The organism is Paenibacillus sp. 01T431, assembly GCF_056398625.1.
Genome location: NZ_JBFTPT010000001.1, coordinates 354,544 through 369,025 on the forward strand (window position 1 = coordinate 354,544; position 14,482 = coordinate 369,025).

The following is a 14,482-nucleotide window of genomic DNA, read 5'->3' on the forward strand; positions in this document are numbered from 1 at the left end:
TTAATTTAGTATAATTAATATATTAATATAATGAGAGGACGTCGTTATGAAAAATTTCCCTTTATATAAGCAAATTCAAGTCGATATTTTAGGGCAAATCAAAGCTGGGAAATTGCGTCCTGGAGATCGTGTCCCATCCGAGAAGGAGCTTGCGGACAAGTATAGAGTAAGCCAAATCACGAGTAAAAACGCGTTGATTGGTTTAGCGGATGAAGGCGTACTCGTTCGAGTACAAGGAAAGGGAACGTTCGTAAGACAGGATGGCGAGACGGCTGAGGATTTAGATGTTTCAAGCCATGTGCGGGACGTTATCGGACTTATTTTACCGTGCATGAAGACGAAGGTGGATCAGAAAATACTGGACTCAATCGAAAAGTACGTAACAGCCAGCGGCTACAACCTACAGGTACGGATTACGAGAGAGTCGCAGCTTGAAGAAAGCGTAGCTATTGAATCGATGGTCGCTGCAAGTGTACGCGGATTAATTGTATTTCCGACGGAGGAGGAGCGATACAACGATAGCATTTTACGCTTGTCGCTCGATAAATTTCCGCATGTGCTAATTGATCGTTTTTTGAAAGAGATTCGCACGTACAGCGTCAGCTCGGATAATGTGAATGGGACGGAACAGGCTATCACTCATTTGCTCGACAGCGGGCATGAGCATATTGCCCTTATCACGCCTGAAATTACGAATACAGCGACCGAAGAAAGAGTGATCGGATTCGAAAAAGCGTATTTAGCCAAAAAACTTCCGATTAACAAGGATTTGTGGTGTATTCTCAAAATTGAGGATATATCGAGCGGCAATGCGCAGCACATTATTGAATCCTTTATGAGTGAGCGCCCTGAGGTTTCAGCAGCATTCGTTGTCAATGTAGAGTTGACCAACTATACTTATTACGCAGCGAAGAGGCTGAAGAAGTTAGTGCCTGACGATCTCGAGCTCGTTTGTTTTGACCGGCCTGATTTTCAGGATGTATCGTATTTGCAGCAAAATGAAGACGAGATTTGCAAGGTTACCGTTGAATTGCTTCATGCGCAGCTACAAGGGGAGTACGAGCCGCAGCGTATTGTTGTACCTGTAAAATTTTGCAAAATGTAATTAATAGAACATAAAAATACCGTGTGCTGATTTTTAGCGCATGGTATTTTTTATATTATATTCAGTATATAAACATATAACAATATAATTTATAATGAATTCATTGGATTAAGCGCTTACAGAGCGCAATAAGTATTCACACAACATAGGGGGCGACAACCGCAATGAAGAGCAAATTATCCACGAAGCTTGGACTTGTAATGCTATTATGCTTTGGAATGCTGCTATCGGCTTGTTCATCAGGTGGAAATGGCAACAGCTCTGCTGCAAATGGAAATACGGGGAATAAAGGCGATGCAGCAACAAACGCACCGCAAGAAAAAGTAAAGATTTCGTTTATGGGTCATGGCAGTCCGCAGGAGAAAGATATATTCGCCAAGCTGATCAAATCATACGAAACGAAATATCCGAACGTAAAGGTAGAGTACACAAGCGTGCCGCCTGCTGAATACAATCAGAAGCTGTCTACGCTGGTTGCATCGGGCAAAACACCGGACGTATTCTATGTATCGGGCCCGCAGTTTTACAAGTTTGCCGAAGCAGGCACGATTCAAAACCTGCAGCCGTTTCTAGAAACGACAGAGCTGTTCCAAGCCGATAACGTATGGAAACAAGCGCTAGATCGATACCGTTTTGATGGCAAGCAGCTCGGGCAAGGGGATTTGTACGGATTGCCGAAGGACGTAGGTCCATGGGCAATGGCCTACAACAAAACGATGTTTACTGAAGCTGGGCTCGAATTGCCGCCGGCAGAGGTTGGCAAATGGACATGGGACAACTGGTTAGATGCAGCGAAGAAGCTGACGAAGGATGAGAATGGCGATGGCAAAGTCGATATTTATGGCGGAGCCAACTTTACGCTGGAAGGCGCGGTATGGGCAAGCGGAGGCGACTTCATCGACTATACAACAGGCAAAGTAACGATTGATACACCGGAATTCGCAAAAGCAATGCAATGGGTAGCAGATCTGCGCATCAAGCACAATGTATCGCCGTCGCCGGAGGATGAGAAAGCGATGAATTCTTACTCGCGATTTGTAGCCGGCAAAGTAGGCATGTTCCCAATGGGACCATGGGATCAACCGGGATTTTGGGATTTGCCGTTTGAATGGGATATTGCGGCATGGCCGGTGAATCCGGAGACAGGCAAAGCAGGGACGTGGGTTGGCTCAATGGGTTACTCGGTATCCAGCAAATCGAAGCATGCACAAGAAGCATTTAACTTAGCAGCATTCCTTGCACTGGATAAAGAAGGACAAAAGCAAAACTACGAGCTTGGGCAAGCGGTGCCAAACTTGATCGATATGGCAAAAGGCGAGTTTGTAGCTTATGACAAAGCACCAGCAAATCGTCAAGTATTCCTTGATATTATTGAAGATTACGGCCATCCGCCAATTGAGTTCGGTTCAAAGGATACAAAATGGATCGATACGATGTGGCAAGAGGCCGGCAAAGTATGGGATGGCAAGATGACTGCTGCAGACTGGGCGAAGGAATTGCAGCCGAAGCTTCAAGAGCTGTATGACAAGGGAAATAAGTAAACGAAAGTTTCGAATGATAAACATAAATAACGAATAGCTAGTGCGAGGATGTGTACGCATGAGGAAAAGTAAACCTAGTTATATCCGCAAAGAATATGCATGGGCCTACCTGTTTGTCGCGGCCCCAGTGCTTGGCTTTCTCATTTTTGGAGTCGCACCGCTTCTTTACTCCGCGTGGTTAAGCTTCACGTCTTGGGATTTGGTTACGCCGCCTGAGTTTGTAGGTTTTGATAACTATATCGAAGTTTTTCACGATGAGAAGGTGTACAAATCACTTTTTAACACAGTATTTATGATGCTGGGCATACCCATTGGCATGATTGTGGCACTCTTGCTTGCTATTATGATGAACCGTCCGCTCAAAGGAATCTCGTTTTTACGGACAATCTATTACTTGCCAGTCATTTCACCCATTATTGCGGTGTCGTTGTTATGGCAATGGATCTTGAATCAAGATTTTGGTTTGCTCAACCAAACGATGTGGAGTTGGTTCGGCATCGAAGGGCCTAACTGGTTAGGTGACGCAAATTGGATTAAGCCTTCCATGATTTTGATGGGAGTATGGGGCGGCGTTGGCGGTACGATGGTTCTTTATTTAGCCGGGCTGCAATCGATTTCGTCGTCCTATTACGAGGCAGCTGAAGTGGATGGCGCGAGTGCATTCCAGAAACTGCGGTTAATTACCATTCCACTGCTGACGAACATTCATTTTTTCGTTATTGTCATGGGCGTTATCGGCGCGTTCCAATCGTTTAGCCAAATTTACGTATTGGCAGGCGACGGAGGGCCGGAGTATAGTGCGGCAACCGTAGTATTTTATATTTTCGAAAATGCGTTCAAGTATTTTAATATGGGTTATGCCAGCTCAGTGGCTTGGTTTCTTGGCATTATTATTTTCATCGTTACACTCCTTCAGTTCCGTTTATCGAAAAAATGGGTGTACAACGATTAATCTTTTACCGTTACAGTTTGCGAGGGGAGTTTGATTTCAAATGCAACAGAAACGACTAACAAACCTTTGGGTGGCATTAATTCTATGTATCGGCTCTATTATTATGCTGGCGCCGTTCGTATGGACGATATCCACTTCATTAAAAGATCAACGCAACGTTTTTGAAATTCCGCCTAAATGGATTCCAGACCCGGCTACATTCAAAAACTATGTAACGGCTTGGAATGATTCTCCGTTGCTAAGCGGTTTTATGAATAGCATGATTATTGTCGTCTTTGTACTTGTCATTGGAATATTCGTTTCAACAATGGCGGCATATGCATTCGCTAAGATTGAATTTCCGTTTAAAGATGCTATTTTTCTATCCTTGCTTGGCACGATGATGATTCCTTTTTCCGTCGTTATGATTCCTCAGTTTATTGGCTTCTCGTCAATTAATTGGACGGATACGCTTTTACCGCTTATCGTACCCGGGTTATTTGGCAATATCGTCGTTATTTTCTTCCTGCGCCAATACTTGGCGGGAGGTTTGCCGAATGAGCTGGTGGAAGCAGCGAAGCTGGACGGCAGCGGTTTCTTCCGTACCTTCTGGACCATTGCACTGCCGGTTGCAAAACCTGCGATTGCAGCTCAAGCAGCGTTAAGCTTTATGGGCATTTGGAATGATTTTATGGGACCGCTTATTTATTTAAGCTCACCGCAGAAACAAACCATTCAAGTTCTTATTGCTTCTATGCAATCACAATATATGGGATCTTCTAACTATCCGGTAATCTTGGCAGCATCGATTATATCGATGGTTCCAGTCATTCTTGTATTCTTTTTCTGCCAACGCTACTTTATCGAGTCTATGGCGATTAGCGGCTTAAAAGGTTAGCGCATGAGATATTTTAACCTTACACAAATGAGGGCGACGAAGCTTGTCGCCTTCCTCGTTGTATGCATTGTAGTCATGTTAAGTGGCTGCAAGTCCACGCCAGAAGAAAAAGCAGTCGTACTGTTGAAGGAGGATGCTAAATTGTATACAAATTCGTTGAAGCTGGAGCAAGAGTGGGAGGATTACGGGATCGGTGATCCTTTCATCATGCGTTACAACGGTAGGTTTTATTTGTATTGCAGTACAAAGGACTTTCGTCCGGGCATTAAAGCTTGGAGCTCCGAAAATTTAGTGGATTGGAAATATGAAGGTCTAGTTACTGAAGATCTCATTACGACTGGGGCTTATGCACCTGAGGTTTTTTACTGGAATGGCAGCTTCTATTTATATACATCCCCGGCAGGCCAAGGGCATTATGTGCTGCAAAGCGACAGCCCAACGGGCCCTTTCGTCGTCAAAACCGAAAATCTCGGAAATTCTATCGATGGCTCTGTTTTTATTGACGATGACGGGAAATGGTATTTTACGAATGCAGGCACGCAAGGCATCGTTGCGCATGAAATGCCAGATCCATTAACGATTGATGTTGGCGTAACGACTAATGCATTTCTTGGACATTGGACAGAAGGTTCAATGATCTGGAAGAGAAATGGCCTTTACTATATGACGTATACGGGCAATCACGTATTTAGCAACGGTTATCGGGTGAACTATGCGGTATCCAAGGATGGGCCTTTCGGCGATTATACGATTCCTRCAAACAATCCGATCGTCATCAGCGTAAAGGATGAATTTAAAGGGCTTGGCCATAGTGCAACAGTGCTTGGGCCGGATATGGACTCTTATTATTTGACTTATCATAATCTGGTTGGACATTCTTCTGAAGGCCCGCCAGTACGTGAATTGAACATTGATCGACTTGCCTATAACGGTGATAAGCTGGTTGTTTTTGGTCCATCTCATGATCATATGCAGCCTGCGCCAGCAATGCCTTCATTATATAGCTGGCTCACTGACGGCATTTCTTCAGAACAATGGGATGAATCATCATCCACGGCTGAACAAAAGGTGCTGAGTAAGCTTTCGACGGAAGATGCCTTTATTGCGGAATATAACTTCCGATTGAATTTTTCGGACAGTGCAGTGGATAGCGGTACGATTGCAGCAGTATTCTCTTATGCAGATGAAGCTAATTATTCAGCAATCAAGCTGTGGCCAGGCAAACATGAGATTGGGTATGTAACGGTTCAAAATGGATCAGAGAAACAGCTTGCACAAGCACTGCTTCCTAGTGAATTTGATTACTCGAAGCTGCATACGATTCGTGTTGAGCAGCGTGATGACAGCGTTCTTGTCTTCTTCGATGGAATGAAAAAGATAGAGGAGCATACAGCTAAGCCGAGCGGCGGGAAAATTGGCTATATCGCCAATCAGTCGCAGCCAATTTATGAATATACAGCCTTTACGAATGAAGCAGGCGGCAGCAGTGATTTTGAGGCCTATAAGCCTGTGCCTGGGGCAATTGAGTCGGTTCATTATTTGAAGGAAGCTGATCGCGGCTTTCATTTGGAGCAGAAGTCATCCGAGACCAGTGATTTTAGGAAAGCAGACGGTGTACCGATTCGCAAGCTGGATGACGGCAGTTATTCCGTGAGCCTGCTGCAAGGCGGTGACTGGTTGAAATACAAGCTGAATGTGAAGGATCATGCGAAATACGGGATCGGCTTAACGCTTAAAAAGCCGGAGAAGGATGTTGTCTTGGAATGGTCAATTGACGGCGGCGAAGCCGTGAAGACGAAGATCAAAGCCGATGACCCAGCCTTTGTAGAAGGTACAGCGAAGGTTCGAATTGGAACAATCGAAATTGCGGCAGGTTTTCATGAGCTTAAGATAGAGCTGAAAGCTGGACCAGTGGAAATGCATTCCTTTGAGCTGTTTGCTATAGACCTGCTGGATAAGGAGCAGCCGTTCCATTCATTATCCTCTCAAACGGGAATGGGGCTGTTTGGACAATCGGAGGATGATTATAGCGGCAGCGGCATAGATGATGACATGTTGTTTGCGGGCAGTGACAATTGGGACAATTATGAGCTGGCGTTTGATGTGCAGTTGAATGCAGAAACGGATATCGGAGGCGTTTTTGTTCGAGCTTCCAATGAATCCTACCATCCGGCTCAGGTTAGGGATGCAGTCATGGGCTATTACATCGGCATTTCTTCTTCGCAGCTAACTTTGAATCGGATGAACTATGATTCCAATTTAGTAGCTAGTGAAACCGCAGAATTGGAAACTGGTAAAGCCTATTCGTTCAGAGTTGTTGCAAAAGACGGGAACATACAATTATTTCTGGGGGATGGCTCAACTCCAGTTATTAATTATACGGACCCTTATCCATTTTTGCATGGCAAGGTAGGCATTCGGTCAGAACGTTCAACAATGTTGTTCAACCATTTAATGATAAATCCGCTAAAAAAATAATATATAAGCATAAGCAATAGGACTGGAGTGGGAACATGATGGATGCAATACGAAATGAATATCCAAGACCGCAATTTGAGCGATCATCCTGGTTAAACCTGAACGGGGAATGGGAATTTGAGTATGACGACTCAAACGCAGGTTGTGATAATAAATGGTTCGAGAGAAAACAGTTTGATCGCAAGATTCAGGTGCCATTTTGTTACCAAAGCGAGTTAAGCGGCATTAATGAAAAATCGTTTCACGATATCGTATGGTATCGTAAAAGTATTGAGGTTCCAACGGAGTATGCAGGGAAACGAATCATTCTCCATTTCGGTGCTGTTGATTATGAAGCAAAGGTATGGGTAAATGGACATTTAGTAGCAAGTCATGAGGGAGGCCACACCCCATTTCATGCGGATATTACTGCTGTGTTGAATGCAATAGGCCCCAATAGCATAGTCGTGCGTGCTCAAGATTATAGTAAAGACGTCACGCTGCCTAGAGGGAAGCAGTATTGGAAGGAGCAGTCAGAGCAAGTTTTCTACACGCGAACGACTGGGATTTGGCAAACGGTTTGGATGGAGGCTGTTAATCAAGCATATGTGAGCCGAGTGAGATTGACGCCGGATATCGATCATAATAAAATTCATATTCGCAGCTTTATTAAGGGAACGGAATTATATAATGGCTTGCGACTTAGCATTAAAATATCGTTTGAAGGTGAATTAATCGCTGAGGATGTTATTCGTGTTATGGAGCAGGAAGAGGAGGTCTCTATCAAGCTTCATGATTTTAATGATCATGGGCTTGGCCGCTGGTGGTCACCGGAGAAGCCAAACTTGTATGATGTTGAATTTATGCTGCTTGATGGAGAACGAGAATTGGATCATGTCAAAAGCTATTTCGGTATGAGAAAGATATCCATTGAGGATGGCGTTATTTGCTTAAACAATCGCCCTTATTATATGAAGCTAATTTTGGATCAAGGTTATTTTCCAGGTGGTGTGCTAACAGCTCCAAGCGATGAAATGCTCCGTACGGACGTCGAGCTGACCAAGCAAATGGGGTTCAATGGGGCGAGAAAACATCAAAAAATAGAAGACCCGCGTTATTTGTATTGGTGCGATAAGCTAGGACTGCTCGTTTGGGGCGAGATGGCCAATGCGTATCAATACTCCGAACAATACGTGACGCGTATCATGAATGAATGGCAAGAGGCTGTTCACCGTGATTACAATCATCCTTGTATCGTCGTGTGGGTTCCGCTTAATGAAAGCTGGGGAACGCCAAATATATTAATAGACAAAAGGCAGCAGCACCATGCCTCTACTCTTTATTATTTGACCAAATCTCTCGACGATACAAGACCTGTTATCTCAAACGATGGTTGGGAGCATGTGAAATCTGATATTTACACGGTTCATGATTACGAAAGCAATGAACAGATACTGGCAAGTAGATATGCAACGCCTGAAATGTCCGTCAAATGTGATCCTCAAGGCAGAAAAATACTTGTGCCTGGGTTCACTTATAATGGCGAGCCGGTGCAGTTATCGGAGTTCGGCGGTATTTCGTATATTAAGGATAATGAAGTAGGTTGGGGGTATTCTTCGGCTAGAGACGATCAGGACTTCTTGAACCGTTTAGTTGCCGTGATGCGTCCGATTATAGCGGCTGGCGGACTGCAAGGTTATTGTTATACGCAGTTAACGGATGTTGAGCAGGAGAAAAATGGCTTGCTGTCCTTCGAGCGTGAACCGAAGCTTCCTATTGAAACCTACCGAGAGTTAAACAAAGGAATGATCCCGGTTCTATAGGCGACATTCCAATGCTGCGAACTGCACTTAGCATAGCTAATGTACTTACCGAACATAATAGTCGAAACAAAGACTATGAACAGGTCAGGAGCATTGCGATATGTTTAAAGAAGCAGTATCTATAGTTGATCAGAAGATAAAAGTGATTGAAAGCGATCACGGCAGTATTTATTTAGTCGGTCCCATTCAACTTCCGGTGAAGCTTGATGAAGGCGAGGCAATTTTTCAATGGTATTGTTGGCTGCTCTGCAAAGAGCAGCTTGACGATGCGGAGCAAATCATCAAGAAGCTTTCGTCGATTAATTTAGCAGAAATGCAGCAATCAAGCGTGCTGGTGTATGGCGATTTCGAACAGGCAGATGAGGCGTGGATTCGAATGCACAGCATTTGTCATACGGGCGATATTTTTGGCAGCAAACGTTGTGATTGCGGTTATCAGCTGCATGAATCAATGCACATGATTGTGGAAAAGGGTACAGGCGCATTGTTTTATTTGGCCAATCATGAAGGAAGAGGAATCGGTTTGTTTAGCAAAGCGATGGCTTATTTACTGCAAGAGAAGGGTTATGACACCGTAGAGGCGAATGAGGAGCTTGGCTTTGTGGATGACGCTCGCAGTTATAGTGATGCGATACTCGTATTGAAAGCACTTCGTGAGAAACCAGTGTCGCTCATTACGAATAATCCGAAGAAGCTGGATGCAATGCAGGCGGCGGGACTTGATGTGAAAAATCGTATTCCGCTTTGGGGAGATCGATCGGAGCATAATGAGAGGTATCTCGCGACAAAAGTGAATCGTTCGGGTCATTTTGCAGCAAGYGGTTGTCCTAATGAATAATTAAAGGTTAAAAAATTGGATAGGGCTGCCCAGGTAGCACATAAATGCGCTAGCCGGACAGCCCTTGTTTGTATCATATATTTAACCGGACCTCTTCTTCTTATAAGAAAGGCCGTACTGGGTCCCCTTGTTAACAGCAAACAGCATGTGTACCAAGTTGTCTTAAACTCGCATCCTAAAACAACGAAAGCCCTACCTCTCTTCCGTCCTCGCGGCTCCGATGACCGCGCCAGTGTGAATCAGAAATACATCACGTAACAGGTTTGGAATTAACAGCAAAGAAATCAAAATCTGAGGAAATCATTGAATCTTACTGGGGATGTTATGGGGTTAAATATTATACATTCCCATTATCATACTACATATTATATTTAAATGCAACAACAAATTACAGCGAATGACTTTTTCCTTTCTGGATACTCTAGAAATGGAAGGGGGAAGTAAAATGCCAAGTTGGATTGAAATTGTACTGCGAACGTTAGCGGCCATCACTATTTTATTTGCGCTTACGAAGGTTTTGGGAAAACGCCAAATTTCTCAGCTGTCGCTGTTCGAGTACATAACAGGTATATCTATCGGTAATATTGCCGCATATATCTCGCTTGATCTCGACAATTTATGGTTTTTGGGACTGGTATCATTAGCGGTTTGGGTTAGTGTGTCGGTCGGAATGGAATTTTTGACCATAAAAAGCAAGAAGGCTCGTGACTTTATTGACGGAAAAGGTACTGTGCTAATTAAAGATGGCCAGCTGCTCAAAGAAAGCTTGCACAAGGAACGGTTGACCTTGGATGAGATGCTCGAGCAATTGCGCAAAAAGGATGTATACCGTGTAGCCGACGTGGAGTTTGCTGTTATGGAATCAAGCGGTGAAGTCAATGTGCTGTTGAAGAAAGCCTATCAGCCTTTAACGCCGGATACGCTTGGCTGGCAGGTGCCGAATGAGCGAGAGGCAATGACCGTATTGATGGACGGGGAAATACAGGATGAAGTGCTCACAAACTTAGGCCATGACCGACAATGGCTGCTGCAGGAGCTGGAAAAGCGAAATGTGAAGGAATCAGAAGTGTTTTTTGCCCAAATTGACAGCAATGGCGAGCTGCTTATCGATACCGGCGAAGAGAGCAAGCAGCCGCAAAATAGTCAACAATCCAAACCCAAGGATCGTGTCATTATGTTGATTGAGCAGTTTGAGGCGGAGTTGATTCGACTTGAACGCTTGTCTCGTAATGAAAGCGATCGACGCGTTTATCAGACTGCAATTGATCGCTTTCAAGCAAGCACAAAGTCACTGCCTGATCAGCTGTTGAAGCATTAGCCTATGTCCATCTAGCCGACCAAAGCTTCATTTCTTTTAAAATATGATGCAAGTCCTCGCCCTTAGGTGTCAGTGTGTATTCGACGGTAACAGGCACGGTTGGAAAAACCTTGCGTTCAAGCACGCCCTTATCCTCGAGATGACGGAGCGTGCTTGTTAATGCACGAGGACTAACCGCCGGAATAAGCCTCTGTATTTCTCCGAATCTTTTGGTGCCGCAAAACAGTTCTCTCAGCACTAAAAAAGCCCATTTACCGCCGATCACATCTAATGTCTTCTCAATATTGCATTCGATATGGAGCGGTTCCTTCGGAATGTAATTATGTGCACTCATCGACAATTCCCCTCTCTGCTATATGCTACCAATAGTATAGTATGTATATTAAAGATAGTAAAGCTAGCTAAAACGCCTTCGGCGTCCTTCTGACGCTGAAGCAGCTTAGACGGTGAAATATAAGATAAGTATGAGAAAATAATATACTTTCTTATATTTTGAAAAAACATTCACTACTTTAATAATAGAACGTTGTACTATAGACTACAGATGAAGAGCGGAGTAAATCGATTCAGGACCAAATGATCGCGGTCTTTCTAGAAAACATATCGTCGAGCAATGTGATGCAAGCTTGAAGCGTTTGGGTACTGATTATATAGATCTTTATCAATGCCACCGCTTTGATTCGGAAACGCCGGTTGAGGAAACTTTGCGGGCACTCGATGATTTGATGGCACAAGGGAAGGTGCTTTATGCAGGGGTCAGCGAGTGGACAGCTGCACAAATTACGGATGCTGCAGCGATAGGGAAACGTCTTAACCTCCGGAAGCTTATTTCGAATCAACCGATTTACAATATGTTTGAGCGGTATATTGAACGGGGCGTTATCGAAGCTTGTGAGCAAGAAGGCATGGGGCAGGTTGTTTTCTCACCGCTTGCACAAGGGATTTTAACAGGTAAGTACAAGCCAGGCCAAGCCGTGCCGGCAGGCAGTCGTGCTGCAAATGATAAAACAAATGGCATCATTAACAGTTATTTGCGAGAAGATGTACTGCAGGTTGCAGAGAAGCTGGAGCAGCTGGCTGCAACGATTGGAGCATCATTGTCACAATTTGCATTAGCATGGGTGCTTCGCCAGCCGAATGTGAGCTCAGCTATTATCGGTTCGAGCCGACCGGCTCAAATCGAAGAAAACATAAAGTCAGTAGACATTGAACTGTCAGATGAGCTGCTATCACAAACTGAAGCAATCTTGGCAGAAATCAGCGGCTTTGCTCCGATGCGTTAAAAAGCAAAATGATAGAAATAACAAAAAGGCTCTTCGAGAGAAGTGCCTTTTTGCTATATATATAATAGAAGCGATTTTTTTTTAATGATTCATTTGGGTCTCGGAGGGGCTATAGGTGCCCGGTTGTGTAATAGGAGGGGGCATATCCTTTCCACCGGCAAAATGATATTTCACTACGGTATTGAATTTATCGATATGTGGCATTAAGGATCGTCCGCCCCATGCTTCCTTGGCAAAATCGTTGAAGTAATTTACGAACTCCATATTGGCTGAAATATGAACTTCTTGTACAGCTGGAGCCAGCTCGCGAACTCTAAGAGCGACAGTCTGCTTAAGTTCATCCGACAAATCATTAACATCGTTGACTGAGAAATAGGAGTTGTACGGTGATACAAGGATCTTGCTGTTGCCATACGGACTGCCTGTATCATGGTTATATACGCCATCACTAGTACCTGTATTGTCTTGCTCGCTTTTGCCGCCTGAATTCCGAGTACCAACTGCGGTCCAATCAAGCATTAAACCGACATAAGCATTTTTGTCTGTCAGCATAACGATTGCGGAAGCTATGCCGTTTAGATCAGTTACTTTGCGTGAGATGACGGAGCTGTATTCAAAAAATGAATTATTATGCTGGTCAGCATTGTTCGTAGTCGGCCCATAAGCTCTGCCGCCGAGCATCTTCGGATCGTTAGCTTGACGGCTTCCATAATCGGTGTCGCTTTGCTGAGCATACTGTTTGTAGGCACAGCCGGCTGAAGTTGTTATCATGACTGCCGACAACAGCAATGCGGCAATTCGTTTAACCATAAAGAACGGACCCCCATTCATACGATAATGACTTTAGTTTTTGCCGTGGCTCCGTAATTATACGTTTTTGCAAGCATACATAATTGACCATGGGTTTGGTGCACAATGTAGGATAGAGAGAATGCCATGCAGACGGGCTAAACAAGACAGTTTATCATGCGAAAAAACGCAGTAATGATGCGAATTTGACAGCTTTGAGAACAATTTGTGAACTCTCTGTGGAACATTGACAAATAGGGGCTTCAACTTTATATTTAATAAAGTGATTTAAGTTGCAGGAGTTGTAATAACATCTGTGAAACACGCAGCCAGCCGTATGCCACGTGAAAATTAGGCAGCTGCGAAAACGTCAAAAGTGGGGTTGATTAATGATGAAACGGTGGCGATTTGTAAAACGGCTTGCGCCGCTTATGGCCATGATGGTGCTAGTACTAGCGGCTTGCGGGCGGAGCGATTTGTCGACGCTGAATCCTCAGGGACCTGTAGCGGAAGAACAATTCGGGCTGATGAAGCTGGCAATAGGAATCATGTTGATCGTGATTGTTGCCGTATTTGCGATTTCTTTGTTTGTAATTATTCGTTTCCGCAGACGTCCGGGAGACAAAACAATTCCTAAGCAGGTGGAAGGAAATCATAAGCTTGAGATTATTTGGACAGTAATTCCAATCATCATGCTTATCATTTTGGGTGTACCAACCGTTCAATCCGTATTTAATCTTGCTAAAGACTACAGCAAAGATCCGGAAGCGGTTCAGGTCATCGTTACTTCACACCAATACTGGTGGGAGTTTGAATACCCAGCTTACGGAATCAAGACAGCACAAGAGCTTATTATTCCAAAAGGTAAAACGATCTCCATCACAGCGAAATCCGCAGATGTGCTTCACTCATTCTGGATTCCATCGCTTGCTGGGAAAATCGATACCAACCCTGGTGCAAACGTAAATAAAATGTACTTCTCTGCACCAAAAGAAGGCGTTTACCTGGGTAAATGTGCTGAGCTTTGCGGACCTTCACATGGTTTGATGGACTTTAAAGTTAAATCAGTGGACGAGTCGTCATTTGATCGTTGGGTAGCTGCACTTAAAGAACCTGTAGCGCTTCCAAGCGATCCGGCAATTGCTAAAGCATTTGAAAGCAAATGTCTATCTTGCCACGCAGTGGGTGATTTGGGCGGACCTGCTTATCCTAACTTGACAGGTATCGGAAGCCGTGAGACTGTCGGGGGTATACTTGTTAACACCGATGATCCGCAATATTCCAATGAAGGTTCAGTATACGACAACTTGCACCGTTGGATCAAAAACCCGGACGAAGTTAAACCGGGCAACCAAATGGGTAAAATCGAAGATTTGACTGAACAAGAGATTGAAGGTATTGCTAAATACTTATCTGAATTGAAGCTTAACTACGAACAATAATTTATCGGTGATTGAAGGAGGTACCTACTTTGGCTCATGCGCATACGCATAAGGTCA

General features: G+C 44.2%; 11 protein-coding genes and 1 pseudogene. 10 read left to right on the forward strand and 2 right to left on the reverse strand.

The features are described from left to right. The first annotated feature begins 46 nt into the window (after positions 1–46). The 8 genes from AC1DM9_RS01540 to AC1DM9_RS01575 all read left to right on the forward strand — a co-directional run bounded on the left by AC1DM9_RS01540 (position 47) and on the right by AC1DM9_RS01575 (position 10,911). Entirely contained in the window at positions 47–1,105 is a 1,059-nt protein-coding gene (locus AC1DM9_RS01540; protein ID WP_477578162.1) for a GntR family transcriptional regulator, read from the forward strand. Between the two features lie 164 nt (positions 1,106–1,269). After that, the gene (locus tag AC1DM9_RS01545; RefSeq protein ID WP_477578164.1) at positions 1,270–2,646 is read left to right on the forward strand and encodes an ABC transporter substrate-binding protein; all 1,377 of its coding nucleotides are present in this window, start codon (positions 1,270–1,272) and stop codon (positions 2,644–2,646) included. Between the two features lie 58 nt (positions 2,647–2,704). Continuing rightward, positions 2,705–3,598, forward strand: coding sequence for a carbohydrate ABC transporter permease (locus tag AC1DM9_RS01550; RefSeq protein ID WP_477578166.1), 894 nt, complete (start codon positions 2,705–2,707; stop codon positions 3,596–3,598). Between the two features lie 40 nt (positions 3,599–3,638). Further along, positions 3,639–4,475 carry a carbohydrate ABC transporter permease gene (locus AC1DM9_RS01555; RefSeq protein WP_441882653.1) on the forward strand — a complete coding sequence of 279 codons (837 nt, stop codon included), beginning with the start codon at positions 3,639–3,641 and terminating at the stop codon, positions 4,473–4,475. Between the two features lie 3 nt (positions 4,476–4,478). Further along, positions 4,479–6,953: a family 43 glycosylhydrolase gene (locus AC1DM9_RS01560; RefSeq protein ID WP_477578168.1), complete on the forward strand. Its 2,475-nt coding sequence runs from the start codon at positions 4,479–4,481 to the stop codon at positions 6,951–6,953. A 38-nt stretch (positions 6,954–6,991) separates the two neighbouring features. Then, the gene (locus AC1DM9_RS01565; RefSeq protein ID WP_441882649.1) at positions 6,992–8,755 is read left to right on the forward strand and encodes a glycoside hydrolase family 2 protein; all 1,764 of its coding nucleotides are present in this window, start codon (positions 6,992–6,994) and stop codon (positions 8,753–8,755) included. Positions 8,756–8,855: 100 nt separating this feature from the next. Beyond that, the gene (locus AC1DM9_RS01570) at positions 8,856–9,593 is read left to right on the forward strand and encodes a GTP cyclohydrolase II (protein WP_477510905.1); all 738 of its coding nucleotides are present in this window, start codon (positions 8,856–8,858) and stop codon (positions 9,591–9,593) included. Between the two features lie 445 nt (positions 9,594–10,038). Further along, positions 10,039–10,911, forward strand: coding sequence for a DUF421 domain-containing protein (locus AC1DM9_RS01575; RefSeq protein WP_477510904.1), 873 nt, complete (start codon positions 10,039–10,041; stop codon positions 10,909–10,911). 1 nt (position 10,912) lies between these two features. Here the strand turns inward: AC1DM9_RS01575 and AC1DM9_RS01580 are convergent, their stop codons facing one another. Then, positions 10,913–11,245 carry a winged helix-turn-helix transcriptional regulator gene (locus AC1DM9_RS01580; RefSeq protein ID WP_076267153.1) on the reverse strand — a complete coding sequence of 111 codons (333 nt, stop codon included), beginning with the start codon at positions 11,243–11,245 and terminating at the stop codon, positions 10,913–10,915. Positions 11,246–11,471: 226 nt separating this feature from the next. On the opposite strand from AC1DM9_RS01580, the pseudogene AC1DM9_RS01585 reads away from it, so the two are divergent. Beyond that, a pseudogene (locus tag AC1DM9_RS01585) lies at positions 11,472–12,194 on the forward strand (aldo/keto reductase); the annotation flags it as partial. An 81-nt stretch (positions 12,195–12,275) separates the two neighbouring features. Here AC1DM9_RS01585 and AC1DM9_RS01590 read toward each other — a convergent pair. Next, positions 12,276–13,004: a YhcN/YlaJ family sporulation lipoprotein gene (locus AC1DM9_RS01590; protein ID WP_477510902.1), complete on the reverse strand. Its 729-nt coding sequence runs from the start codon at positions 13,002–13,004 to the stop codon at positions 12,276–12,278. Between the two features lie 368 nt (positions 13,005–13,372). Here AC1DM9_RS01590 and coxB point away from each other — a divergent pair, with 368 nt between their 5' ends. Further along, the gene (gene coxB / locus AC1DM9_RS01595; protein WP_076267151.1) at positions 13,373–14,425 is read left to right on the forward strand and encodes a cytochrome c oxidase subunit II; all 1,053 of its coding nucleotides are present in this window, start codon (positions 13,373–13,375) and stop codon (positions 14,423–14,425) included. Positions 14,426–14,482 lie beyond the last annotated feature (57 nt).

Coding starts and splice junctions, on each gene's coding strand:
- AC1DM9_RS01550 (WP_477578166.1), top strand. CDS start 2,705: ATGAGGAAAAGTAAACCTAGTTATATCCGCAAAGAATATGCATGGGCC.
- AC1DM9_RS01545 (WP_477578164.1), top strand. CDS start 1,270: ATGAAGAGCAAATTATCCACGAAGCTTGGACTTGTAATGCTATTATGC.
- AC1DM9_RS01580 (WP_076267153.1), bottom strand. CDS start 11,245: ATGAGTGCACATAATTACATTCCGAAGGAACCGCTCCATATCGAATGC.
- AC1DM9_RS01575 (WP_477510904.1), top strand. CDS start 10,039: ATGCCAAGTTGGATTGAAATTGTACTGCGAACGTTAGCGGCCATCACT.
- AC1DM9_RS01540 (WP_477578162.1), top strand. CDS start 47: ATGAAAAATTTCCCTTTATATAAGCAAATTCAAGTCGATATTTTAGGG.
- AC1DM9_RS01565 (WP_441882649.1), top strand. CDS start 6,992: ATGGATGCAATACGAAATGAATATCCAAGACCGCAATTTGAGCGATCA.
- coxB (WP_076267151.1), top strand. CDS start 13,373: ATGATGAAACGGTGGCGATTTGTAAAACGGCTTGCGCCGCTTATGGCC.
- AC1DM9_RS01590 (WP_477510902.1), bottom strand. CDS start 13,004: ATGGTTAAACGAATTGCCGCATTGCTGTTGTCGGCAGTCATGATAACA.
- AC1DM9_RS01555 (WP_441882653.1), top strand. CDS start 3,639: ATGCAACAGAAACGACTAACAAACCTTTGGGTGGCATTAATTCTATGT.